Raw genomic sequence first — 18,970 nt, forward strand, 5'->3', positions numbered from 1 at the left:
CAGAGTCTTTTTAAATTTAACCCATGTCGAGGAGCTTCCTGAGGATGTATCCGGTTATCATGGACGTCATTATGTACCAGCCGACATAACCCAGCTCGTTAGCGGGCAGTCCGGAGCGGTAGAGACTGTGGAACCAGTCGAATATGAAGAAGTTGAACGGGGACTTCACTATGCCCACTTCAACGTACCATCTCCTCAACCATCCAAAGAATATCCAGAATATGGGAAGGGTAAAGAGCGTAACCTTAAGCATCTGATCCTTCATGACTTCACTCTGGAGCTTCATCAGCTCCATCTGCTCCTGCTGAAGCTTTTTGAGCTTCTTCTCATCCTTGGCGGCCTGTGCCTCCTTGTACTTCTTCTGGAACTCTTTGCTCTTCTTCTGGAGCCTCTTCATCTTTTCCTGGTCGACCAGGAGGTAGTTCAGCAGGGTGAAAAAGGCACCCAGTATTATCCCTGATACCGTAACCACCACTATTGGATGGTATGCCTGTATCATGGGTCCAAACAGATCATCAAGGAATGTGTATATCCCCTCAAGCATATTCTCCCACCGCCAGATTCAGTACTTCAACAAGCTCATGAACGGCCTCCTCAAGGCCTTTATCTTCATGGTTCTCGATTATCTTTATGAGTGCGTTAGAGTGCATGGCATAGCTCACGGCAGCGGCACGGTTCAGATCCTGATGCCTCTGTATCTGCTCCTCGGTCTCAACGTCCCTATCGCGCTTCAGGTCGCGGAGGCGCCTTCCGAGTATTTCGCTCGGTGTGGCTTCAATTATGACTATGAAGTTGGGGTTTATCACCTCTATGACCTCCTTGGGGAAACCGAGAAGGTATCCCACAGGGGTCCTGATGGTCGCGTGAGTGTCAAGGAGTATCGGCTCCTTCTCAGCCATTTCAACGATCCTTCTGGCAGCCTTCATTTGGAGATCCTTCTGAACGTTGGGGTTGAGCCGTCTCATCTCGTCCCTGTGTTTGACCAGCCCAGCTTTAACGGCTTCCTCGAACATCAGGTCTCCAAAGTTGACGAGTCTAAACTTGACCTTCGTCTTTCGGAGGGCCATCCTGGTTATGGTACTCTTACCCACCCCTGGAATCCCTGTGATCATGACCACAAACGGCATCCCGCTCACCCAAGGAGGCTTCTGGAAGAAGTAATTGAACCGGGTTTAAAAGGTTTTGTGAAAGAAAAGAAAGACTCACTTGGTGAAGAACCTCCTTAAGGCGGGGAACATCTCGGTGGCCTGTTCTCTGGCTATTTCCTCGTAGAACCTGTAGAGGATACCCACAGTAAGGAGGATTCCCGTTCCTGTACCCAGTGCACCAAGGAAGTCCGCCAGTACCGCGACCACTGCCAGGGTGAACGAACCCCAGAAGGTGACGTAGGGTATGTACCTGTTGAGCACCCTCTCCAGTATCCTGGGGTCACGCCTGAATCCCGGGATCTGCAGTCCAGCGCTCTGGAGCTGTCTGGCAATGCTCTTGGCGTCAAGGCCTGTGAGCTCGACCCAGAGGAATCCAAAGAGTATAGACCAGAATATTGTCATCAGCGCGTAAACTAAAGCCCTTCCCGGATCCGCTATGACGTGGTAGATGTCCCTTGGAGGGTAGAGGTAAGTGACGAATCCAGTTAGAGGGTTGCCATTTTGGTCAAAGGTACCGAGGAACGTATATCCATAGTTGTTGAGGAGTCTAGCCCAGAGCTGGATGTTGGAATAGAGGGCAAAGGTCAGGATGATCGGAATGTTGCTGACGTACATGAACCTTATCGGGTACCTTCCGCGAACGGTAACCCTTCCATAGCTAAGCGGTATCTCAACGCGCATGCTCTCAAGATAAACCACCACGAGGAACACAACTATTGTAGCGAGGACGTCCATCATGTCCGGCAGCACACCTCTGTAAAGCGCACCCGTGAGGTCACCGTAGAACAGATGCTGTATGAACGCAGGAATTGCACCCACTATAGCGGGCCCTCCGGTAACAGGGTCGATGTAGTCAGGTGTCGTTGCTGGGTTCAGGGCCTTCGTGATAACGGTCTGGGAAACACCCGCTGCTATGAAGAGGCTGATACCGCTCCCAATGCCCCACTTGCTCACGAGTTCATCCAAGAGTATGAGCATGACTGAGGCGAATCCGAGCTGAAGTATGATGAGTATCGCCAGGCCGAGTCCTATGTAAGCCTCACCGGCGGGTGTAGTCACAGTCTGGAAGGCGCCGAGGCCGGTGTCAACCCTACCGAAGGCACCGGCGAAGACGTAGATGGCTGCCTCGAAGAAGCTCATGAAGACTGCAAACAGCTTCTGAGTGGCCTGATAAAACCTCCTGTCCTCGTGATTGGAGAGATCAAGATGAACTATCTCGGAACCAACGAGAAGCTGCATAATAATGCTCGCGGTGACGATTGGACCTATACCCAGGGTCAGGAGAGAACCACTCCTTCCTGCAAGGACGAACCTGAGCGTGGCAAAGTAGTCCTGGATCTGTGCCGGAATTCCATAGAGAGGAATCTCAGCAAGGACAAAGTACAGCAGCAGAACGATTCCCGTCCACATGAACTTCTCCTTGAGTGGCACATGCCTCTTGGGCCGCTCCACCTCGGGGAAGTACCTCTCAATCGCGAACACTACGTTTCTGAACCCCATGATTAACACCCGCCAAAAGTTAAATTAAAGGGGAATCAGGCGAGGAGAACCTCGCCGCCAGCAGCCTTTATCTTCTCCTCTGCCTTCGGAGTGACGTAGTAGGCCTTGATGGTAATTGGCCTGGTGAGCTTGCCGGTTCCGAGAACCTTGTCGACACCGAGCTGAGTGACGTCAACGACTATCTTCCCCGCCTCCTCGTAGGCGACGCCCATGTCGAGGAAGAGCTGGAGGTTCTCATCGATGTCGCTGAGGTTTATGGTCTTGGGGGTGTACTGAACGGCTTTAGGCCTGTGGAAGCCACGCTTTCCAAGGTGGTCCAGGGCGTACTTGATCGTCCAGGTCCACTTGGTGTTCTTCCTCTTTCCGGTTCCAGCCATTCCCTTACCGCCCTTGCTACCGCCGCCGCGGTGCTTCTTCTTGCAGCCCCATCCGTGAGTGTGACTTCCGCGGAGCTTCCTAACCTTCTTCTTTCTCCTTATCATCTCTCGCCACCTCAGAGCATTCTCTCAATGAGGTCGTTTATCTTCTCGCCACGGTAGCCGAGGGCACCGCCTTCCTTAAAGCTGCGCTTTTTGCTGCCCTTAAGGCCGCCCCTCGGAGGGTGGAGCCTGAAGACCGGCTTGATGTTCGGCAGGTCAGTGAGCTTCATCTCGCCGTCAACGACCTTCTTGGCGAACTCGTCGATGGTAATTCCGAGCTTCTCCTTGACGTACTCGTCGGTTATCGGTCTGTTGCCGATGAGCCTGCCCCTCTTCCTGATGAGCTTGGCAAGGGTCTCGGCGTTTATCTCTCCCCAAGTGATGTAGTCCTTGACCTTCTGCACCATTCCCTTGTAGCTCGGGTTGTCGTCAACAAGGACGAGGTGATTGATCCTGTGGAGGCGGAGCATGGCGAGGGTGTCCCTAACCTCACCCCTCGCCCGTATCCCGCTCCTAAGTCTGATGAGTGCGAGCTTTGCCATCATCTCTCACCTCACTCCAGCTCAAAGTTGGCCCTCATCTCCCTTCCAACGATGATACCGTACTTCTCCTCCATGCCAGGCTGGACTGCAACACGGTTGGTGTTGTAGAGAGCGTTGAAGACTGCCTTGGCGAAGTTGACGGTGGTCCTCGTCTCACCCAGGCTCTGTGACCAGACGTCCTGGACACCAGCAAGGCTGAGTATCTTCTTGCCGACGTCACCTATGACCAGTCCAAGACCGCGCGGTCCCGGCATGAGCTTGACGCGGACGCTTCCCTCTTTGCCCTCTACGGCGAACGGAATTGAGTGGGGCCTCCTGCACCTGCACTCCCAGCTTCCACAGCCGCGCTTGATCTCGATGATGTTCATCTTGGCGTAGTTGATGGCCTTCCTGATAGCTATTCCAACCTCCTTTCCGTGGCCGATTCCGAGGCCGACGTAGCCGTCCCTGTTGCCCACAGCGGCGAGAACACGGAACCTGATCCTCCTGCCACTGTCAGTCATCCTGACCGTGAGGGCTATGTCAAGCACTTCCTGGTTCTCCCTCAGGTTGACCTCCGGAAGGAGCACATCGACTATCTCCGGCTCCTTGATCTGGTATCCCTTGCGGAATATCTCGTGAATGTCAGTTATCTGGCCCTCTTTGACGAGCTGGCCGAGCTTGGTCCTCGGCTCCCACTCCTCCAAAACCCTCTGGGCGATCTCCCTTGGGTCGCTCATTCTCTCGCCTCCTCAAACTTCTCGATTATCCTCGCCTTGACCTCCTCAAAGTGCTCGGGGAGCTTCTCCGGCTCAAGACCCTTGACGAGGTATCCCGAGAACTGTTTCCTATAGCGCTCCTCGTCCTCCTCCTTGAGAGCCTTGGCGTAGTTGGCTATGTGCTCGCCGTTTATCCTGTAGTCCTCCGGGTAAATCTCCTCGCTGTGCGGGACGTTGAGTCCAGCGTCAACGGCACCCTTGAGGACTGCGAATATGCTCGAACCCCTGGTCGGCGGGTGGAGGCCTATGTCAAGGATGGCCTCCTCGATGCCGGCCTTCTTGGCCTTGTAGCCTATGAGGAGACCGAGCAGGTAGGCTGAAGGCGTGTTGCCTCCGTGTCCCTTCCAGCCAAAGTCCCTCATGAGCTCCCTGGTGTGGGCAGAGACCACAGTTCTGTCACCCTTCGGGTCATAAAGGACTATCTGGGCTATGTGGTGGTTGAGGGTCTTCCTCACAACAAGCCTAGGCTTTCCAGACTTGAGGAGGGCGAGCCTCTTGTGATAGTTAGTCTTACCCTCTCTCCTCCTCCTGAACGGAACCCTATACCTTGGTCCGTGTGCCATCTCTCTCACCTCACTCCTTCAAGATACCGTGCTCCTGCATGAACATGTAGAGCTGCCTCTTGTTCTTGAACTGGCCACCTTTGGCTCTGATGTAGAGCCTCCTGTAGGTGTGTTCGTCTATCTTTCCTTCGGCCTTGAGCTTCCTGAGCTCCTTCCTGAGGGCCCTTATGGTCATCATCCAGCGCTCCTTCTTGCCCATCCTGGCGGTCTTCTTACCCTTCCTGCTTCCTGGCCCGCGGTGACGTCCCTTCTTCCTGGCCTCCTGGTAAGCCCTGGCGCGGGCCCTGCTCTGGCCCTTGACGGACTTCTTTTTGATGACTCCGTCGTTGATGAGCCTCCTGATGTCCTCCCTGGTGATGGCGGTTGCAACATCATCAATCCTCTCCGGGTCGATCCAGACCCTGTTCTCACCGCACTTCAACAAATCAGCGGCAATCCTTCTCTGCATCTTGAGCATGAGTCTCACCTCGCGTTAAGAACCTTCACACCGAGTTCCTTCGCCCTGGCAAGTATAAGCTCCCTCTTCCTTGCACCGACGGTCCTGGCTATCCTGGCGGCCTGCCTGGTCGGGTCTATCGCTTCGAGCTCCTTGACGTTGTGAACGAGGACTTCCTCGTAGCCGCTCGGGTGAAGCCCACGGACGAGCCTCGGTGAGCTCCAGCCTATGCTCGGTGACCTGGCCTTACCCTTCTTCTTGAGCCTCATTTTGCTGTCAATTCCCTTCGGCCTGCGCCACTTGGGGTCGTTCTTGAACTTCGGATAGCGCCACCACTCCTGCCTAAGGAAGCGGGGTTTCTTCCTCTTGATCCTGGCCCTTATCCTAAGGAGTCTCGCCTTCTCGTTCATTTCTCACACCTCAGAACTTTATCGGCTTGCCAGCCTTCTCAACGATGTAAATCCCATCCTGGAAGACGCGCCTGTCCCACTTGGTTATCCTTGTGGCCTGCTCGATGTTGGCAGCGGTCTGGCCAACGGCCTCTTTGTCTATGCCCTCGACGATGACCTCCGAGCCCATGACCTTAACGGTGACTCCAGGAAGTATCTTGGCCCTCCTCGGGTTTTTCTCACCGAGGAAGTTCTCAATGACGACCTCGTCACCCTGAACTTTGACGGTCATGGGGAAGTGGCTGTAGACAACCTTGAGCTTGTAGGTGAAGCCCTCGGTAACTCCCCTGATCATATTAGCTATGTGGGCCTTAAAGGTCCTGGCTATGGCTATGTCGCGCTTTCTCGGAAACTCCTTGAAGACGACGACCTTACCGTCCTCGGTGAATATCTGAACGCCCGGATACCTGAGCTCCCTCTTAACCTCTCCCTTTGGGCCCTTGACCTTGACGACGTTGTTCTCAACGGTAACCTCGACTCCCTCCGGGATTTCAACCTCTTCCCTTACCCACGCGTCTATCGGCATCTCTCTCACCTCAGTAGACGTAGGCTATCAGCCTTCCGCCGATTCCCTTCTCGATGGCCTCTTTGTGGGTCATGACGCCCTGGGAGGTCGAGACTATGAGGATACCGAACTCGAAGGCCGGAAGGAACCTCTTCTCCCAGGCCTCGTACTCCCTGGCCTTAACGGGGAACCTCGGCTTTATCGCCCCAGCCTTGTTGATCTTTCCTATGAGCTGCACCCTGTAGATGCCGGCCCTTCCATCGTCGATGAACTCAAACTCACCTATGTAGCCGTTCTCCTGCATAACTCTGAGAACCTCTCCAATGAGCTTGGAGGCCGGCTTGAGGTAGACCTCCTTCTTTCCGACCCTCTCGCTGTTGGTTATATGCGAAAGCGCGTTTGCCAGCGGGTCAAGCAAAGTCATCTCCTCTCACCTCACTCGTACTTCTTAAAGCCCAGCTTTGGGGCTATCTCTCTAAAGCAGTGCCTGCAGAGCATCAGACCGTGTATCCTGATTATCGGGCCGTACTGTCCGCAGCGGACGCATCTCCTTGCACCCTTCCCAAACTTTCTGGGCTTCCTCTTGTTGTAGTCAGCCTTCGCCATCTCACAACCCCTCCACGGTAACCTTAAACTCCTCCATAGCGAAGACGATACCTTCCTCCTTGGTCAGCTTGTGCCTGTTCGGTATCTTCTTCCTCTGCCTTTTCCTCTTGGCGACCCTGAAGCCGGGCCTCTCAAGGGTAACGCAGACGTCCATACCGAAGATGCCTATCTCAGGGTCGTACTCGACGCCAGGTATGTTGATGTGCTCGTCTATTCCAAAGCAGAAGTTGCCGTGCTCGTCGAAGTTACTCGCCTTGAGCTTGTTGTCAACCGCAGCAAGGAGCCTCCTGAGCATCTCCTCAGCTTTCTTGCCCCTCAGGGTGACCTTCACAGCGATAGGCTCTCCGCGCCTGATTCCAAAGTCCTTGTTGGTCTGCTTCGCGCGCCTCCTTATCGGCTTCTGGCCCACAAGCTGCTCAAGCATCTTCTCGGCCTTGGTAAGCCTCTCACCGCTCTCGCCAACTCCAATGTTTATGGTGACCTTGGCAATCCTGGGCTTCCTCATCGGGTGAGCTTCCCAGTCTGCAAGGATAGCCTCTCTGTTGATCTGCATCTCATCTCACCTCACGGAAGGGAAATCTCCGGCTTGTCCTTACCAACGACGAAGGCGTACTCCTTCAGCGTGTCGAAGAGCTCGCCGTTCTCGTCCTCGATGGTGACGACGTCCGGCCAGCCCATCGGGAACTGCCTGACCTCGACGACCCTACCCTTCCTCGCGACGTTCTTACCCTGGGTAACGAAGACGTAGGCACCGACCTCGAACGGGATGACCTCGATGACCTCCCTGTCGGGTACCTTCATGAGGACGGTGTAGGCAGTCCTGTACTTGTCCTTCTCGTCCATGGTGACGAGGTGGTTGCTTCCGTCGTGGAGGTTGAGCTGAACCTTCGCGCCCTTAACCATGCGCTTGTTGCTTATCCTGAGCGGCTTTACCTTGGCTTCCTTCTCGCTTATCGGGTGGAGTATGAGTTTGCCGATCCTGTTCGGAAGAACCCTGTAGTGCTCGCCGGTCTCGGGGATGGAAACGACGTCCATTATACCGACCGGGAACTTGTAGTCCTTCCTAACCCTACCATCAACGAGTATCTTGCCCTCGTTGAGTATCTTCCTGGCCTCACGAGCTGTCTTGGCGTAGCCGAGGTAGTCCCTTACTATGTAGAGGAGCGGTATGGAAGTCCTCATGCTGTGCGGACCCGGTCTCGGCCTAACCGCCCACGTATAGGTCTTTCTTGAGATGTACCACTGATTTGGAGCGGCAAGCCTCTTAAGGTGCCTCTTGGCTCCTTTCCTCGCCATCAACCAGCCCTCCTATTAATTATCTTTTCCCTCTTCTCGTCCTCAAGGTTGAGGTCTATTATCATAACGTTCGAGGGATGGATTGGGTAGAAGACCTCGGTTCCGTCGACCTTCTTCTGGGTAACCCCCTCGATGTGTATCCTGTACCTCTTGAGGTCAACCTCAAGGACCTTGCCTTCCTTGCCCTTGAAGTCGCCGCGCATAACGCGAACCTTGTCGCCCTCCCTGATCGGAAGGCTCCTCACGCCGTACTTGTTCCTGAGCTCTGGGCTCAGTGTGGCGGCCATTATCTTGCTCCTAAGGTGAAGGGGAGCGTTATAGAGGAACTTCCTCTGCTTCTTGGGCTGTCTCGTATCCAGCTTCATCTTTCTCACCTCACAACACGATGCTCGCTATACTTCCGAGCCTGACCCAGCGCTCGGCGGCCTCCCTAGCTATAGCACCCCTGATCTCGGTACCCCTCGGGACACCCTCAGGGGTAACTATCGCTGCCGCGTTGTCCTCGAACTTGACGCGCATGCCGTCAAGGCGCCTGTACTCCTTCCTTTGCCTGACGACAACGGCCCTAACCACCTGGTGCCTTATGTCGGGCCTTCCCTTCTTGACGGCGGCGATGACCATGTCGCCGACGCCTGCCGAGGCGAGCCTCCTCCTGGTGCCCTTGTAGCCAACGACGCCTATGATCTGGATAACCTTCGCACCGCTGTTGTCAGCGACCTTGAGGTAGGCACCTATCGGAAGAGCACGAGTCGGTCTCACGGGACTGATACCTCTCGTAGCACCTGCACCCTTCTTCGCCATCTATATCACCTCTCGCCAGCCCTCTTGGTGACTGCAACAACAACCCAGCTCTTGGTCTTGCTTATCGGCCGGGTCTCGGCGATGAGAACCCTGTCACCGACCTTCGCGCTGATGCACTCCGGGTTGTGAGCGTGAACCTTGCTCCTCCTGAGCTCATACCTCTCGTACTTCTTGAGGTAATGGTAGTGCTGCCTCTCGACGACGACGGTCTTCTTGCCCTTATCGCTGACGACTATTCCCTCGAAGTATCTGCCGTGTATCTTGAGGTGCCCGTGCCAGGGGCAGTGCGGGTCGTCGCACTTCTCAGCGGGAGGCTGAACCTTCAATCCAATCTCTCTCATTTTCGCCACCTCTTCTTCAATCTCATCTCGGGTCTTCCAATCAGCTCTTTTCCATTGATCCGGATTCTTTTATCGCCAACTTCAAACTCAAGGCAAACCACGTCCTTCGGGATAACCCAGACCCTCTCACCGCCGATGGTGAGGGTGTTCCTCGTCTCGTCAAGGACGTAGCCCTCGATGCCAACCAGCTCTGGATGAGATGCCCTTATAATTTTTGCTTTCAGCCCTATGAGCTCGCTCCAGATGATGTTCTTTGCCGTTACTCGATTTCTATTAAGTCCTCTGAAAATCCAAGGTCTCCCAGCAATTTCTTGACCCTTTCTCTGTGGTCTCCCTGGAGCTCTATCCTTCCTTTCTTGACCGTTCCGCCGCATGCCAGCTTCGCCTTCAGCTTTTTGGCTATATCTTCAAGGTCGAACTCCTTCTCGTCTATGCCCTCAATTATGGTTTTAAGCTTTCCGTAACGGGCCTTCTCTATGTAGACTCTAATTCTCTGCTGCTCCTTCAGGACCTCCTTAAAGAGCATCTCATCCAGAGGGTTAACAATCCTAGGCACTAACCATCACCTTTTCTCCCTAAGCTTCTCCTTCTTTATGGTCAACAGGCGCGCGATATCGCGCCTGAGGTTCCGGATGACCATGGGGTTCTCAAGCGAGGCCCCCATGGTGAGCACACCCCTCTCCTTGGCAAGCTCTAACCTCAGCTCCCTGATCTTCTTGTCGATCTCCTCGATGCTCATCTCCCTAATCTCACTCGGCTTCATTGGCGCTCACCTCTTCCTGAACCTTCTCTATAACCTCGATCTCATCCGGGAGCTTGGCGTCGGGCGGCATGATGGAGACCTTGACACCTATAACTCCAAGCTTGAGCTTGGCCTGGGCGTAGCCCTTGCTGACGAGGGTCTCAGCCGGGTTTCCAACCTTGGCGAGGTAGCCCTGATAAAAGCGGACGCTCTTTGCCCTCTCACCGGTGAGCTTTCCGCTCAGACGAATCTCAACGCCCCTGGCGCCGTTCCTCATGATGGCGCGGATTGCTGAGTAGGCAGCCCTCCTGAAGTGGATGCCCCTCTCAAGGGCCTGGGCAAGCCTTACCGCCTGAACCTTGGCGTTGAGGTAGGGGTTCTTGATCTCCTCGACCTCAATCTGCGGGTTCTCAAGGTTGAACTGCCTCTCAAGGGTCCTGGTGAGCTCCCTGATGCGCCTTCCACCCCTTCCAATGACGTAGCCGGGGTTGGCGGCGAAGATGATGACCTTGGTTCCGAGGGGGGTCTTCTTGATGTCTATTCCGCCGTAACCTGCTCTGCGGAGCTCCTTCTCAAGGTACTCGTCGATGAGCATCTCCTTAACGCCTTCCTTGATGAAGTATCTCTCGATCGCCAAAAGTCTCACCTCCTAACTTCCTCAACGACTATCTCTATGTGAGTGGTCTGCTCGTTGAACGGTGTGGCCCTTCCAAAGGCCCTCGGTATGTATCCGCGAAGTACCGGCCCGCGCTGGGCAGCCGCATGGATTATCCTGAGCCTGTCTGGATCGAGACCCTTCTGCTCGGCGTTGTTCTTGGCGTTGAGGAGGACCTTCTTGACGGCCTTGGCGACCTTAACCGGGTATCTTCCGGGACCGAATCCCTTGCCCGGCTTGTGACCCTGGCTGTCGTTGAAACGCTTCATCGGAACCGGTCTCTTCAGGGCGATAACATCGTCGAGGTACTTGATGGCATCTTTAAGCATCATGCCTTTTATCTCCCTGAGGAGCTCGATGCTGTGCTTGGGGGATATCCTGAGGTCCCTTCCGCTGGCGCGAGCCATCCTGTCCGGGTCAAAATTTTGGAATGAGTGGGAAAACCTGCCCCTGCTCATCTATACCACCTCACTTGATGGCCACGAACATTGACGACCTGGTCGCACCGACACCAGGCGAGCCGTGCTGGACGATCTTCCTCGTGAGGGCGAACTCACCGAGGTAGTGGCCTATCATTTCCTCCTTGATCTCTATTGGAACGAACTCCTTTCCGTTGTAGACGTGGATGGTCATACCGACCATCTCGGGAAGGATGACCATGTCCCTGCTGTGAGTCCTGATCGGCTTCTTATACTTGCCCTTCTTGGCGAGCCGTATCTTCCGGAGGAGCTTCTTCTGCTCCGGAGAAAGACCGCGCTTGAGGCTCCTCCTCTGCCTGGCCGGGAGGAGCTTTGCAAAGTCTTCGAGTGACATGTTGAGCAGTTCCTCAAAGGTATAGCCCCTATACTTAAACTCCTTCCTTCTCGCCATTTTCATCACTTCCTCCTACCAGTTCTTCTCGCGGCTATGTGACCGACCTTCCTTCCGGGCGGAGCGCGCCTTGACACGGTCGAGGGCCTTCCTATGTGGTGCTCCTTACCACCGTGCGGGTGGTTGACGGCGTTCATCTTGACACCCCTCGGCTTCGGCCAGAACCTGTTCCTTGCCTTGGCGATGTAGTAGGCCTTACCAGCCTTAACGATGGGCTTCTCAAGCCTTCCACCACCGGCAACGACACCTATGGTGGCTCTGCACATCGGGTTGAACTGCTTGAGCTCACCGCTCGGAAGCTGGACTATGACCTTGTCCTTCTCCCTGCTGACGACGAGGGCGTAGGCACCGCCGGCGCGAACGTACTTGCCACCGTCGCCAGGAACTCCCTCTATGTCGTAGACATAGCTTCCTTCCGGTATCATGGCAAGCGGGAGGGTGTTGCCGATCTTGATCGGGGCGTTCGGCCCGATGGCTATCTCCTCACCGACGAGGACTCCTTCGGGAGCTATTATGAGCTTCTCCATGCCGTTCTCGAACTTGACCCTTGCCACTGGAGCGGTCCTTCCCGGGTCGTGGAGTATCTCGACGACCTTGCCGACGAGGGTCTTCTCCTTGGTAAGGTTGAGCGGAACGTACCTGACGGCGCCCCTGTACCTGTGGGAGGGGGCCCTAAAGGTCGTGGTTCCCTTACCTCTCCTCTGCTGAATCAAACTCTTTCCCATCTCACTCACCCCGTCAGAACAATCCTATCCTGGCAGCAACCTCACTTGCGCTGTACTCAGGCTTGAGCTTCACGTAGGCCTTCTTCTCTCCCCTCATGGTGATGAGGGTGTTGACCTTCTCGACCTTGACCTCGAACATCGCTTCCACGGCCCTCTTGATGTCGGCCTTGGTTGCCCTTCTGTCGACTATGAAGGTGAGCTTGTTCTCGTTCTCTATCATCGCCACGGCCTTTTCCGTGACGACCGGCTTTATGATGACCTTGTACGGATCCATCTCTCATCACCCGTAAATCTCCCTAAGCCTCTCTATAGCTCCCTTCGTCCAGACGGTAAGCCTACCGGGGTGGGTACCTGGGGCAAGTAGTTCTGCACTGAGGTTCTCGACGGTAACGACGTCAACACCCGGGTGGTTCCTAGCTCCCTGGACGATTCCCTCGTTCTTGGCAACGACGATGAGCGGCCCCTTGGCCTTCTTGTAGCGCCTTCCGCGCATCTTACCCTTGCCTGCCCTTATCTTGGTGTTCTTCTTGGCCCTCTCGATGTCGTCCCAGACGCCGAGCTTCTTGAATATCTCCCTGGTCTGAGCGGTCTTGAAGACCTTCTCAAGGTCATCAACGACAACGAGGGGAACCTGTGGGACGTTGTCAACGATGTGGCCCCTGGCCCTGACGAGGTCGTAGTTAGCTGTTGCCGCTATGGCGCTCATTATAGCAAGCCTGCGCTCCTTCTTGTTGATGTCCTCCCAGATTATCTTCTCGACCTTGGGCGGGTGGGTTCTCCTTCCGCCGCGGGCGAAGGGAACGAACGCTGCAAACCTCGGAGAGGTCTTTATCCTCTCAACCCTCGCCATACCGTGGCCCTTTCCGATGTTCTCGGTAACGCGCCTCTTACCGGCCATCGGGTCTCTGCCCTGCGGCTGTATCCTGTGGGTCCATGAGGCGATGACAGCCCTCCTGATGAGGTCGGGCCTGAATGGAGTGGCAAAGACCTTCGGAAGCTCTATCTCCTCCACAGGCTCGCCTTCGAGATTGAAAACCTTAACCTTCATCTATCTCACCTCACTGCTTGGATTCCCTACTGACGTAGGTTATCTGCGGCCTCTCAACCGGCGGCTTCTTCTTCGGCGGCCTGATAGCCGGCCTGACTCTGACGATCCTCTTGAAGGAACCCGGCACGGTTCCCTGTATCATGAGGAAGTCGCTCCTTATGATGCCGTAGTGCGGGAAGCCACCCTTCGGGGTGATGTCTATCTCGTTCTTCTCGTCGAGCTTGAGCTTGCCGTTCTCACCTATGGCGATGAGCCTCTTGTTGAACTCGGTCCTGTGGTGGAAGCCCATCTGACCCGCCTGCGGAACGGTCCACATGACCCTTGTCGGGTGCCACGGACCGAGGTTACCGACGTGCCTGGCCTTTCCAGCCCTCTGGGCCTTGTGGAACTGGATCTTTATTCCCCAGCGCTTGACCGGGCCCTGGGTCCCCTTACCCTTGGTGACGGCTATGACGTCGAGGAGCTCGCCCTCGTGGAGAACCTCGCTCGCGCGGAGCTCCTTGCCTATCTTCTCCTTGGCATACTCGAACTTGGCCTTGACGTCGTCGCCACCGATGGCGTACTCCATGACCTCGGGCTTCTTCTTGAGCTTGATGAGCCACGGCTGGGTGTGGACGAGAAGCCTGACGTCGACTATCTCGCCGTCGTTGACGAGATCCTCAAGCTGACCGAGCTTCTCCTTGAAGGCATCCTCGCCGTACTCCTTGGGCAGGGCCTTTATCCTCCTCTTAACGTAGTCGTTGAGCTCGTGGAACCAGACCTCGGTGGCGGTTTCAAGTCCGAGGTAGCCCTGCCTGTAGGCCCTGATGCCATAGACGAAGAGCGGCGGGACTTCCACGATAGTAACCGGCATGAAGATTTCCTTGCCCTTGGTGAGCCCTGGCCTGTCGTCTATCATGAGGATGTGGGTCATGCCAGCCTTGTAGCCGGCGAAACCGAGCATCCTGACTTCGCTGTCCTGCGGCCACTTTCTGATTCTCGGGACTATGCTCTTGGCCCTCTTTCTAGGGGAGTAAGCCAGTGAACCTCTCCTTGGCCTGTGTATTTTTCCCATCTCAATCCCTCCTTATGAGATTAAACACCGCGAGTGTGGCCAAGACGGCCTCCTCGGTGCGGACGGTTTTCGTCCGCTGATTCGGAATGGTGTTGAGGATTAGATCAAAGTCATATTCCTCCTCGCCGAGGAGCTCCATCACGCCCTTCCTCGGTGAGCCGAAGATGAATCCGACCTCCCCCTCGAGTGGGGGAAGCTTCACCTCTCGAATGTCACGCCCCTTCCTGGAGGTGGCAATCGCCAAATCCAGCCTGGCCTTTTTAAGTGTTTTTGCCAGTGACTTCCTAGTTAGATGCACCCTGTAGCCCCAGTATTCCTCTGGCTTCGCTGGTATTACCCTGAGCGGCCTTACTGAGACGATTCTGAACGTGGCTCTGCCCTCAACGTCCCCCTCCACCAGAGCGAGGTCGTCAAGGCCAATATCCGTGTAGGTCCTCCTTCCCTTCCTAAAGGCGAAGCCCTCGCGGATTTCGCCGACCTTTGGTTTTCCCTTGAGCTTGTGGTGGGGGGTTCTCAGCGGCGGAATGACGCCGACGTACCTGAGTTCCGGCATGAGGGGGAACAGCCGTTTTCTGAGGTACTGGGGCGTTTCCGCGTATTCGAGGATGGTTTTGATGAACCTGCCGTCCCTGCCGCCAGCTTTGTAGATCCATATATGCTCAACGCCGAATATCGCGCAGGCCCTGGCTACCTGCCCAACTTTGTACGTCCTGATTTTCGGGTCGTCGGTTTCTTCGAGGAGCGAATCCGGAATGAAGACGTGCCAGGCCATTTTTCCGTCATCCTTCGCTGTGCTAACTTCAACGCTGAAGTGGGGTCTATGGAGAGTATTTAAAAGGCTTTCGAAGGCTGCAACCCTTTTTTGCGTTTAGAGGTGTACAAATTTTTTGCAAACGAAAGACAAGGGGGCTCCGCCCCCTTATCTCTCTGTACTCTCAAACCCCCGTAGTGGGGTTCCACCCCACAACCCCGTTTTTCTCTTAAAGTCCGGGGGGCTAACGCCCCCACACCCCCAAACAGCCCTTTGCTTCGCATGTTGAGACTTTCGTCTCAATACGTCGGGAAGCTTTGCTTCCCACGAAGCGCTGGCGGAAAATTTGTGTGCGATTTTGAGAATGCTGATTTTTGGTAGGGTTACTCTTCATACAGCAGTTTTATAATGTTTCACTCCCCCAAGGCGTCCTTTGGACGCCAAAAATAAGGTCGAAACTGTTAAAGAGCTTTATCAAAGAGCCAAACCACAGGTAGAGCTGCAATTAAAGAGTGCACGAAGTCCTTCTGCGCTTTTCAGCAGTAAAAACCCTTTGATGAAACTTTTCGCCAGAAAAGTTTCGGGGAAAGCCTTTTAACTTGCAGGGGTGCAAGTAACTTGTGGGGGTGCAAGTTAATGCTGTTTTCACCTTACCCAAAGACGAAGCGGGAGGAACTCTTTGACAGGGGGAGGGAACTTGGGGAGCTTGAGGAAGCCGCGGAGAGAGGGGAAAGGTTGATCCTACTCCTCGGTCTCAGGAGGCTTGGAAAGAGCTCACTCCTCAACGTTGCACTCAACGAACTTCCCTACCCTTCGATAAAAGTCGACGTGAGGAAAACCTACTCCGAGTTCTCATCCGTCAACAGGTACGTAATCGGAAAGATGCTCCTCTCGGGAATGAGCGGAAGAAAAAAGCTGGTCGAGGAGGCAAAACTTTTCCTTGAGCGGGTTAGGGGAGTGAGCGTTTCCGGGCTAAGGCTGGAGATAACCTCAAAGGACTTCTCGATAACCGAGCTATTGGAGGCGCTCGATGAATACGGCGAGAAAGCCGGAAGGGTCGTCATAGCCTTTGATGAGGCCCAGTACCTGCGCTTCGGTGGGGCAACTAGATATGATGGCATTTTAGCATACGCCATTGACAACCTCGAAAACCTGACCTTCATACTGACCGGCTCCGAGGTTGGCCTTCTCTTCGACTTCTTGAAGTTCCATGACCCGGAGGCGCCACTCTTCGGCAGATACCACCACGACATAGCCCTTGAGCGCTTTAATCCGGGGCTGAGTGAAGAATTCCTGAAAAAGGGCTTCGAGGAGGCCAAATTTAAAGTCACGGACAGAGAAATCGAGGAGGCCGTTGAGGAGCTCGATGGAATTCCCGGCTGGCTCTCCCTCTATGGGTACGTCCGCGTTACGAGGAAGCTTGGACATCGAGAGGCTATTGAGGAAGTCCTCAGGGAAGCGAAGGCCCTCGCTGGAAACGAGCTCTCAAAGCTCTTCAGCTACAGCCCGAGATACCGCTTCATCCTGAAGGCAATAGCGCTGAACTATTCGCGGTGGAAGGACATAAAGGATTACCTCACCCTGAAGCTCGGCCCCATCAACGACTCAAACTTTTCATCCCTGCTTGAGAACCTCGTCAAAGCAGGCTATGTGGAAAAGAGAGAAAGCAGATACCTTATCCCAGACCCCGTGTTAGCGAAGGTCTTCAGGGAGCTTTAACTTGCACCCCCACAAGTTACTTGTAGGGGTGCAAGTCATTCCACCTCAAATTATTAGGCACGGCCAATCTCAGTCCACGAAAGCCCTGCCGTTCCACAGCTCTCTTATCTCCCGCGTCGCATCGGGATAGACCCTCTTGAATGTTATCCTCCAGTAGCCGTTGCCCAGGTCCTCTATGTCCTCGATGTGGATTTTCACGCCGAGCCTCTCGAAGTGGGTCACCATTTTATGGGCGGTGCTTATGCTCTTCACCCTAACCGTGAAGACTTCCTCGACCTCGCCGCCGTTGGTGACCTCATGGATGCTCTCAACGAAGGGCCGGAGGATGGCCTTTCCAAGGGCTTTCGCGTACTCGTCGAATTCCTCGCCTTTAACGTGCTTTTCGGCCAGGTAGAAGGCGAGGCGCTTAATCCGCCCCATGAAGTAGCCGTGGGGCAGGTCGAAGAATATGTGCGAGCCTATCCTGACGTCGTTGATGTTGGCGTAAGGTGTGACGTATTTGGCAACTTTTTTCATGTCGGGCGTTTTCATCACTACTCCCTCGCGCTTCTCCCTGCTGAGCCTTTCGATGAGGTCATAGAGCTCATCTATACGAGAGCGGTCGAAGAGACCGAATCTCTCCACCTGTTGGATCCCGTACTCCTCGGCAAGTTTATACCTCTCCTCAACAGGAAGACTTCGTCCGCTCCCCTTCTCCTGGATATCAAACAGGAAGAACTCGATGTCCTCCTTCACGTAGGACGGCCCCTCGACGATGTACGGGCTTTCGGGCCCGGCCATCTCGCCGGCCAGGACAAGGTTGGGGTAATCTTTGAAGAACTCATCGTTTACAAAGTCCAGTATCCTTTCCGTCGTGAAGGGACAGATAAAGCCGCCCCTCGTTAGAGCGAGAACCCTGTCCTTCACCTTCACGACGCGGACGTTGTAGCCGTCCACCTTCTCCTCAACGTAGAAGGGTCTGTTCTTGAAGACCCTCTTTATCCCCCTCTCCAGCTGGACGACGCGCTTTATGTGGGGGAAGCCAAGGACGACATCGCCGTTCTCAAAGACGACCGTTCCGCGCCGGAAGCCCCTCGCCGAGTCGCGGAAGCGGACGTATCTTATGCCTTCGAATTCTCCCTCCACAACTCCACCTTTACCCTCAAGAACCGCCAGCCTGTCCTCGGGAACGCCGAGCTTGAGAAGCATGGCCTTGAAACCTGAGCTTACCATCGTCCCACCAGTCTAAGTTGGGTGGCATCGTTAATAATCATTATGAATATATGACAAAAACCATCGGTCAGGAGCGTAAACGCAAGGGGTTATGAAAATGTAGAAGAGGACAAGCGCTGCGCTTCAGCGTTTCATGGTCGAGAGAACCTTGCTGGTGATGTCGTTGCCTTCCTTGTCGTAGATCCTGTAGTAGGCGCTGTAGGGCAGCTTCATCTTGGCCCTGTGCATGGCACCAAGGGCGAACTTGAGGTGGTTCTCGTTCACCCAGACGGTGAGTATCTTCTGGTCCTTCTTGACGCGGGCGGCAAGTCCAATCGGCTTTCCGAAGGGCCTCCTCATACCGTTTCCGTAACGGTCGGCCTTCCTTCCGGTAGCCATCGGGTTCTCACGGAGAACCTGGAACGGGTAAACCCTTATCTTGAAGTGGTAGTTGCTCCTTCCGACGTTCTTCTGGAGGTACCTGTTCACCTGGATACGGATGGCCTCAAGGGCGTTCTGCCTTATCTGCATGGCCTGCTCGGCGTGAAGGCTTACCTCATACTGGAATTCAGCCGAAAGGTTGCCCATGTCGAAGATCGTTATCTTCGGACCGGGGGCACCGCGTATGTATTCCCTCCTGGTGTAAGCGGGCTTGTCAACGTCCCTATCAATCTTGGCTGGTCTCAGTCCCATACTCTCACCTCCAAATGAGCCTGACCTCCGAGTGAATCGGTTTACGGGCTTTTCCTACTCCCGTTGCCGGTTTCGGACATCGGCCCGAGGGCTCGGTCTTGAGCCCGTTACCCCTCCCAGGGGTTATTGGCATTTCGCAGTAATCTCAATGAGAGCTA

General features: G+C 54.9%; 31 protein-coding genes. 1 reads left to right on the forward strand and 30 read right to left on the reverse strand.

What is annotated here, in order from left to right; genetic code table 11:
- Window positions 1-16 precede the first annotated feature (16 nt).
- From NUS69_RS06480 to NUS69_RS06615, 28 genes are all read right to left on the reverse strand, one after another.
- Complete coding sequence (locus tag NUS69_RS06480) at window positions 17-544, reverse strand: DUF106 domain-containing protein (protein WP_258083063.1); 528 nt, start codon at window positions 542-544, stop codon at window positions 17-19.
- Window positions 537-1,127, reverse strand: coding sequence for an adenylate kinase (locus NUS69_RS06485; protein WP_258083064.1), 591 nt, complete (start codon window positions 1,125-1,127; stop codon window positions 537-539). The genes NUS69_RS06480 and NUS69_RS06485 overlap by 8 nt, the downstream gene beginning before the upstream one ends.
- A gap of 75 nt (window positions 1,128-1,202) precedes the next feature.
- Complete coding sequence (secY, locus tag NUS69_RS06490; protein ID WP_258083065.1) at window positions 1,203-2,648, reverse strand: preprotein translocase subunit SecY; 1,446 nt, start codon at window positions 2,646-2,648, stop codon at window positions 1,203-1,205.
- A 35-nt stretch (window positions 2,649-2,683) separates the two neighbouring features.
- Entirely contained in the window at window positions 2,684-3,130 is a 447-nt protein-coding gene (locus NUS69_RS06495) for an uL15m family ribosomal protein (RefSeq protein WP_258083066.1), read from the reverse strand.
- Between the two features lie 11 nt (window positions 3,131-3,141).
- The gene (locus NUS69_RS06500) at window positions 3,142-3,609 is read right to left on the reverse strand and encodes a 50S ribosomal protein L30 (RefSeq protein ID WP_258085004.1); all 468 of its coding nucleotides are present in this window, start codon (window positions 3,607-3,609) and stop codon (window positions 3,142-3,144) included.
- 11 nt (window positions 3,610-3,620) lie between these two features.
- Entirely contained in the window at window positions 3,621-4,328 is a 708-nt protein-coding gene (gene rpsE / locus NUS69_RS06505) for a 30S ribosomal protein S5 (protein WP_258083067.1), read from the reverse strand.
- Window positions 4,325-4,930, reverse strand: a complete 606-nt coding sequence (locus NUS69_RS06510; RefSeq protein ID WP_258083068.1) for a 50S ribosomal protein L18 — start codon at window positions 4,928-4,930, stop codon at window positions 4,325-4,327. The genes rpsE and NUS69_RS06510 overlap by 4 nt, the downstream gene beginning before the upstream one ends.
- Before the next feature lie 10 nt (window positions 4,931-4,940).
- Window positions 4,941-5,387, reverse strand: coding sequence for a 50S ribosomal protein L19e (locus NUS69_RS06515; protein ID WP_258083069.1), 447 nt, complete (start codon window positions 5,385-5,387; stop codon window positions 4,941-4,943).
- 5 nt (window positions 5,388-5,392) lie between these two features.
- Window positions 5,393-5,776: a 50S ribosomal protein L32e gene (locus NUS69_RS06520; protein WP_055429662.1), complete on the reverse strand. Its 384-nt coding sequence runs from the start codon at window positions 5,774-5,776 to the stop codon at window positions 5,393-5,395.
- Window positions 5,777-5,786: 10 nt separating this feature from the next.
- Window positions 5,787-6,341 carry a 50S ribosomal protein L6 gene (locus NUS69_RS06525; RefSeq protein ID WP_258083070.1) on the reverse strand — a complete coding sequence of 185 codons (555 nt, stop codon included), beginning with the start codon at window positions 6,339-6,341 and terminating at the stop codon, window positions 5,787-5,789.
- A gap of 10 nt (window positions 6,342-6,351) precedes the next feature.
- Window positions 6,352-6,744 (reverse strand): 30S ribosomal protein S8, encoded by a 393-nt coding sequence (locus NUS69_RS06530; protein WP_055429660.1) that lies wholly within the window; start codon window positions 6,742-6,744, stop codon window positions 6,352-6,354.
- Between the two features lie 11 nt (window positions 6,745-6,755).
- On the reverse strand, window positions 6,756-6,926 hold the full coding sequence (locus NUS69_RS06535; RefSeq protein ID WP_012571038.1) for a 30S ribosomal protein S14: 171 nt from the start codon (window positions 6,924-6,926) through the stop codon (window positions 6,756-6,758).
- A 1-nt stretch (window position 6,927) separates the two neighbouring features.
- Window positions 6,928-7,479 carry a 50S ribosomal protein L5 gene (locus NUS69_RS06540; RefSeq protein WP_258083071.1) on the reverse strand — a complete coding sequence of 184 codons (552 nt, stop codon included), beginning with the start codon at window positions 7,477-7,479 and terminating at the stop codon, window positions 6,928-6,930.
- An 11-nt stretch (window positions 7,480-7,490) separates the two neighbouring features.
- Window positions 7,491-8,222: a 30S ribosomal protein S4e gene (locus NUS69_RS06545; RefSeq protein ID WP_258083072.1), complete on the reverse strand. Its 732-nt coding sequence runs from the start codon at window positions 8,220-8,222 to the stop codon at window positions 7,491-7,493.
- Window positions 8,222-8,587 carry a 50S ribosomal protein L24 gene (gene rplX, locus NUS69_RS06550; protein ID WP_055429657.1) on the reverse strand — a complete coding sequence of 122 codons (366 nt, stop codon included), beginning with the start codon at window positions 8,585-8,587 and terminating at the stop codon, window positions 8,222-8,224. Before rplX ends, NUS69_RS06545 begins: the two co-directional genes overlap by 1 nt.
- Window positions 8,588-8,597: 10 nt before the next feature.
- A complete protein-coding gene (locus tag NUS69_RS06555) occupies window positions 8,598-9,023 on the reverse strand; it encodes a 50S ribosomal protein L14 (RefSeq protein WP_055429656.1) in 426 nt (141 codons plus the stop codon).
- Window positions 9,024-9,028: 5 nt separating this feature from the next.
- Window positions 9,029-9,364 (reverse strand): 30S ribosomal protein S17, encoded by a 336-nt coding sequence (locus tag NUS69_RS06560; protein WP_055429655.1) that lies wholly within the window; start codon window positions 9,362-9,364, stop codon window positions 9,029-9,031.
- On the reverse strand, window positions 9,361-9,738 hold the full coding sequence (locus NUS69_RS06565; protein WP_258083073.1) for a ribonuclease P protein component 1: 378 nt from the start codon (window positions 9,736-9,738) through the stop codon (window positions 9,361-9,363). Before NUS69_RS06565 ends, NUS69_RS06560 begins: the two co-directional genes overlap by 4 nt.
- Window positions 9,624-9,890, reverse strand: coding sequence for a stress response translation initiation inhibitor YciH (yciH, locus tag NUS69_RS06570; RefSeq protein WP_206204009.1), 267 nt, complete (start codon window positions 9,888-9,890; stop codon window positions 9,624-9,626). The genes NUS69_RS06565 and yciH overlap by 115 nt, the downstream gene beginning before the upstream one ends.
- 36 nt (window positions 9,891-9,926) lie before the next feature.
- Window positions 9,927-10,127 (reverse strand): 50S ribosomal protein L29, encoded by a 201-nt coding sequence (gene rpmC, locus NUS69_RS06575; RefSeq protein ID WP_055429654.1) that lies wholly within the window; start codon window positions 10,125-10,127, stop codon window positions 9,927-9,929.
- A complete protein-coding gene (locus tag NUS69_RS06580; protein WP_055429653.1) occupies window positions 10,114-10,743 on the reverse strand; it encodes a 30S ribosomal protein S3 in 630 nt (209 codons plus the stop codon). Before NUS69_RS06580 ends, rpmC begins: the two co-directional genes overlap by 14 nt.
- Before the next feature lie 5 nt (window positions 10,744-10,748).
- Window positions 10,749-11,219: a 50S ribosomal protein L22 gene (gene rplV / locus NUS69_RS06585; RefSeq protein WP_258083074.1), complete on the reverse strand. Its 471-nt coding sequence runs from the start codon at window positions 11,217-11,219 to the stop codon at window positions 10,749-10,751.
- A 10-nt stretch (window positions 11,220-11,229) separates the two neighbouring features.
- Window positions 11,230-11,631, reverse strand: coding sequence for a 30S ribosomal protein S19 (locus NUS69_RS06590; protein WP_055429682.1), 402 nt, complete (start codon window positions 11,629-11,631; stop codon window positions 11,230-11,232).
- 5 nt (window positions 11,632-11,636) lie between these two features.
- The gene (locus NUS69_RS06595; protein ID WP_074631423.1) at window positions 11,637-12,356 is read right to left on the reverse strand and encodes a 50S ribosomal protein L2; all 720 of its coding nucleotides are present in this window, start codon (window positions 12,354-12,356) and stop codon (window positions 11,637-11,639) included.
- A gap of 13 nt (window positions 12,357-12,369) precedes the next feature.
- Window positions 12,370-12,630 carry a 50S ribosomal protein L23 gene (locus NUS69_RS06600; protein WP_055429651.1) on the reverse strand — a complete coding sequence of 87 codons (261 nt, stop codon included), beginning with the start codon at window positions 12,628-12,630 and terminating at the stop codon, window positions 12,370-12,372.
- A 6-nt stretch (window positions 12,631-12,636) separates the two neighbouring features.
- On the reverse strand, window positions 12,637-13,404 hold the full coding sequence (rpl4p, locus tag NUS69_RS06605; protein ID WP_074631425.1) for a 50S ribosomal protein L4: 768 nt from the start codon (window positions 13,402-13,404) through the stop codon (window positions 12,637-12,639).
- A 10-nt stretch (window positions 13,405-13,414) separates the two neighbouring features.
- A complete protein-coding gene (locus NUS69_RS06610) occupies window positions 13,415-14,458 on the reverse strand; it encodes a 50S ribosomal protein L3 (protein ID WP_258083075.1) in 1,044 nt (347 codons plus the stop codon).
- 1 nt (window position 14,459) lies between these two features.
- A complete protein-coding gene (locus tag NUS69_RS06615; RefSeq protein WP_258083076.1) occupies window positions 14,460-15,230 on the reverse strand; it encodes a putative RNA uridine N3 methyltransferase in 771 nt (256 codons plus the stop codon).
- A gap of 615 nt (window positions 15,231-15,845) precedes the next feature.
- On the opposite strand from NUS69_RS06615, the gene NUS69_RS06620 reads away from it, so the two are divergent.
- A complete protein-coding gene (locus tag NUS69_RS06620) occupies window positions 15,846-16,928 on the forward strand; it encodes an AAA family ATPase (RefSeq protein WP_258083077.1) in 1,083 nt (360 codons plus the stop codon).
- Between the two features lie 69 nt (window positions 16,929-16,997).
- Here the strand turns inward: NUS69_RS06620 and NUS69_RS06625 are convergent, their stop codons facing one another.
- Both NUS69_RS06625 and NUS69_RS06630 read right to left on the reverse strand, forming a co-directional pair.
- Window positions 16,998-18,140 carry an RNA ligase gene (locus NUS69_RS06625; RefSeq protein ID WP_258083078.1) on the reverse strand — a complete coding sequence of 381 codons (1,143 nt, stop codon included), beginning with the start codon at window positions 18,138-18,140 and terminating at the stop codon, window positions 16,998-17,000.
- A 123-nt stretch (window positions 18,141-18,263) separates the two neighbouring features.
- The gene (locus NUS69_RS06630) at window positions 18,264-18,812 is read right to left on the reverse strand and encodes a 50S ribosomal protein L16 (RefSeq protein WP_258083079.1); all 549 of its coding nucleotides are present in this window, start codon (window positions 18,810-18,812) and stop codon (window positions 18,264-18,266) included.
- Window positions 18,813-18,970: the final 158 nt, after the last annotated feature.

The sequence above is a fragment of the Thermococcus thermotolerans genome (assembly GCF_024707485.1).
Taxonomy (GTDB): Archaea; Methanobacteriota_B; Thermococci; order Thermococcales; family Thermococcaceae; genus Thermococcus; species Thermococcus thermotolerans.

Excerpts from the sequence above, each read along its gene's own strand:
- NUS69_RS06480 (WP_258083063.1), bottom strand. The coding sequence starts at position 544 with ATGCTTGAGGGGATATACACATTCCTTGATGATCTGTTTGGACCCATG.
- NUS69_RS06485 (WP_258083064.1), bottom strand. The coding sequence starts at position 1,127 with ATGCCGTTTGTGGTCATGATCACAGGGATTCCAGGGGTGGGTAAGAGT.
- secY (WP_258083065.1), bottom strand. The coding sequence starts at position 2,648 with ATGGGGTTCAGAAACGTAGTGTTCGCGATTGAGAGGTACTTCCCCGAG.
- NUS69_RS06495 (WP_258083066.1), bottom strand. The coding sequence starts at position 3,130 with ATGATAAGGAGAAAGAAGAAGGTTAGGAAGCTCCGCGGAAGTCACACT.
- NUS69_RS06500 (WP_258085004.1), bottom strand. The coding sequence starts at position 3,609 with ATGGCAAAGCTCGCACTCATCAGACTTAGGAGCGGGATACGGGCGAGG.
- rpsE (WP_258083067.1), bottom strand. The coding sequence starts at position 4,328 with ATGAGCGACCCAAGGGAGATCGCCCAGAGGGTTTTGGAGGAGTGGGAG.
- NUS69_RS06510 (WP_258083068.1), bottom strand. The coding sequence starts at position 4,930 with ATGGCACACGGACCAAGGTATAGGGTTCCGTTCAGGAGGAGGAGAGAG.
- NUS69_RS06515 (WP_258083069.1), bottom strand. The coding sequence starts at position 5,387 with ATGCTCAAGATGCAGAGAAGGATTGCCGCTGATTTGTTGAAGTGCGGT.
- NUS69_RS06520 (WP_055429662.1), bottom strand. The coding sequence starts at position 5,776 with ATGAACGAGAAGGCGAGACTCCTTAGGATAAGGGCCAGGATCAAGAGG.
- NUS69_RS06525 (WP_258083070.1), bottom strand. The coding sequence starts at position 6,341 with ATGCCGATAGACGCGTGGGTAAGGGAAGAGGTTGAAATCCCGGAGGGA.
- NUS69_RS06530 (WP_055429660.1), bottom strand. The coding sequence starts at position 6,744 with ATGACTTTGCTTGACCCGCTGGCAAACGCGCTTTCGCATATAACCAAC.
- NUS69_RS06535 (WP_012571038.1), bottom strand. The coding sequence starts at position 6,926 with ATGGCGAAGGCTGACTACAACAAGAGGAAGCCCAGAAAGTTTGGGAAG.
- NUS69_RS06540 (WP_258083071.1), bottom strand. The coding sequence starts at position 7,479 with ATGCAGATCAACAGAGAGGCTATCCTTGCAGACTGGGAAGCTCACCCG.
- NUS69_RS06545 (WP_258083072.1), bottom strand. The coding sequence starts at position 8,222 with ATGGCGAGGAAAGGAGCCAAGAGGCACCTTAAGAGGCTTGCCGCTCCA.
- rplX (WP_055429657.1), bottom strand. The coding sequence starts at position 8,587 with ATGAAGCTGGATACGAGACAGCCCAAGAAGCAGAGGAAGTTCCTCTAT.
- NUS69_RS06555 (WP_055429656.1), bottom strand. The coding sequence starts at position 9,023 with ATGGCGAAGAAGGGTGCAGGTGCTACGAGAGGTATCAGTCCCGTGAGA.
- NUS69_RS06560 (WP_055429655.1), bottom strand. The coding sequence starts at position 9,364 with ATGAGAGAGATTGGATTGAAGGTTCAGCCTCCCGCTGAGAAGTGCGAC.
- NUS69_RS06565 (WP_258083073.1), bottom strand. The coding sequence starts at position 9,738 with ATGCGGCGGAACGGTCAAGAAAGGAAGGATAGAGCTCCAGGGAGACCA.
- yciH (WP_206204009.1), bottom strand. The coding sequence starts at position 9,890 with ATGCTCTTTAAGGAGGTCCTGAAGGAGCAGCAGAGAATTAGAGTCTAC.
- rpmC (WP_055429654.1), bottom strand. The coding sequence starts at position 10,127 with ATGAAGCCGAGTGAGATTAGGGAGATGAGCATCGAGGAGATCGACAAG.
- rplV (WP_258083074.1), bottom strand. The coding sequence starts at position 11,219 with ATGAGCAGGGGCAGGTTTTCCCACTCATTCCAAAATTTTGACCCGGAC.
- NUS69_RS06590 (WP_055429682.1), bottom strand. The coding sequence starts at position 11,631 with ATGGCGAGAAGGAAGGAGTTTAAGTATAGGGGCTATACCTTTGAGGAA.
- NUS69_RS06595 (WP_074631423.1), bottom strand. The coding sequence starts at position 12,356 with ATGGGAAAGAGTTTGATTCAGCAGAGGAGAGGTAAGGGAACCACGACC.
- NUS69_RS06600 (WP_055429651.1), bottom strand. The coding sequence starts at position 12,630 with ATGGATCCGTACAAGGTCATCATAAAGCCGGTCGTCACGGAAAAGGCC.
- rpl4p (WP_074631425.1), bottom strand. The coding sequence starts at position 13,404 with ATGAAGGTTAAGGTTTTCAATCTCGAAGGCGAGCCTGTGGAGGAGATA.
- NUS69_RS06610 (WP_258083075.1), bottom strand. The coding sequence starts at position 14,458 with ATGGGAAAAATACACAGGCCAAGGAGAGGTTCACTGGCTTACTCCCCT.
- NUS69_RS06615 (WP_258083076.1), bottom strand. The coding sequence starts at position 15,230 with ATGGCCTGGCACGTCTTCATTCCGGATTCGCTCCTCGAAGAAACCGAC.
- NUS69_RS06620 (WP_258083077.1), top strand. The coding sequence starts at position 15,846 with ATGCTGTTTTCACCTTACCCAAAGACGAAGCGGGAGGAACTCTTTGAC.
- NUS69_RS06625 (WP_258083078.1), bottom strand. The coding sequence starts at position 18,140 with ATGGTAAGCTCAGGTTTCAAGGCCATGCTTCTCAAGCTCGGCGTTCCC.
- NUS69_RS06630 (WP_258083079.1), bottom strand. The coding sequence starts at position 18,812 with ATGGGACTGAGACCAGCCAAGATTGATAGGGACGTTGACAAGCCCGCT.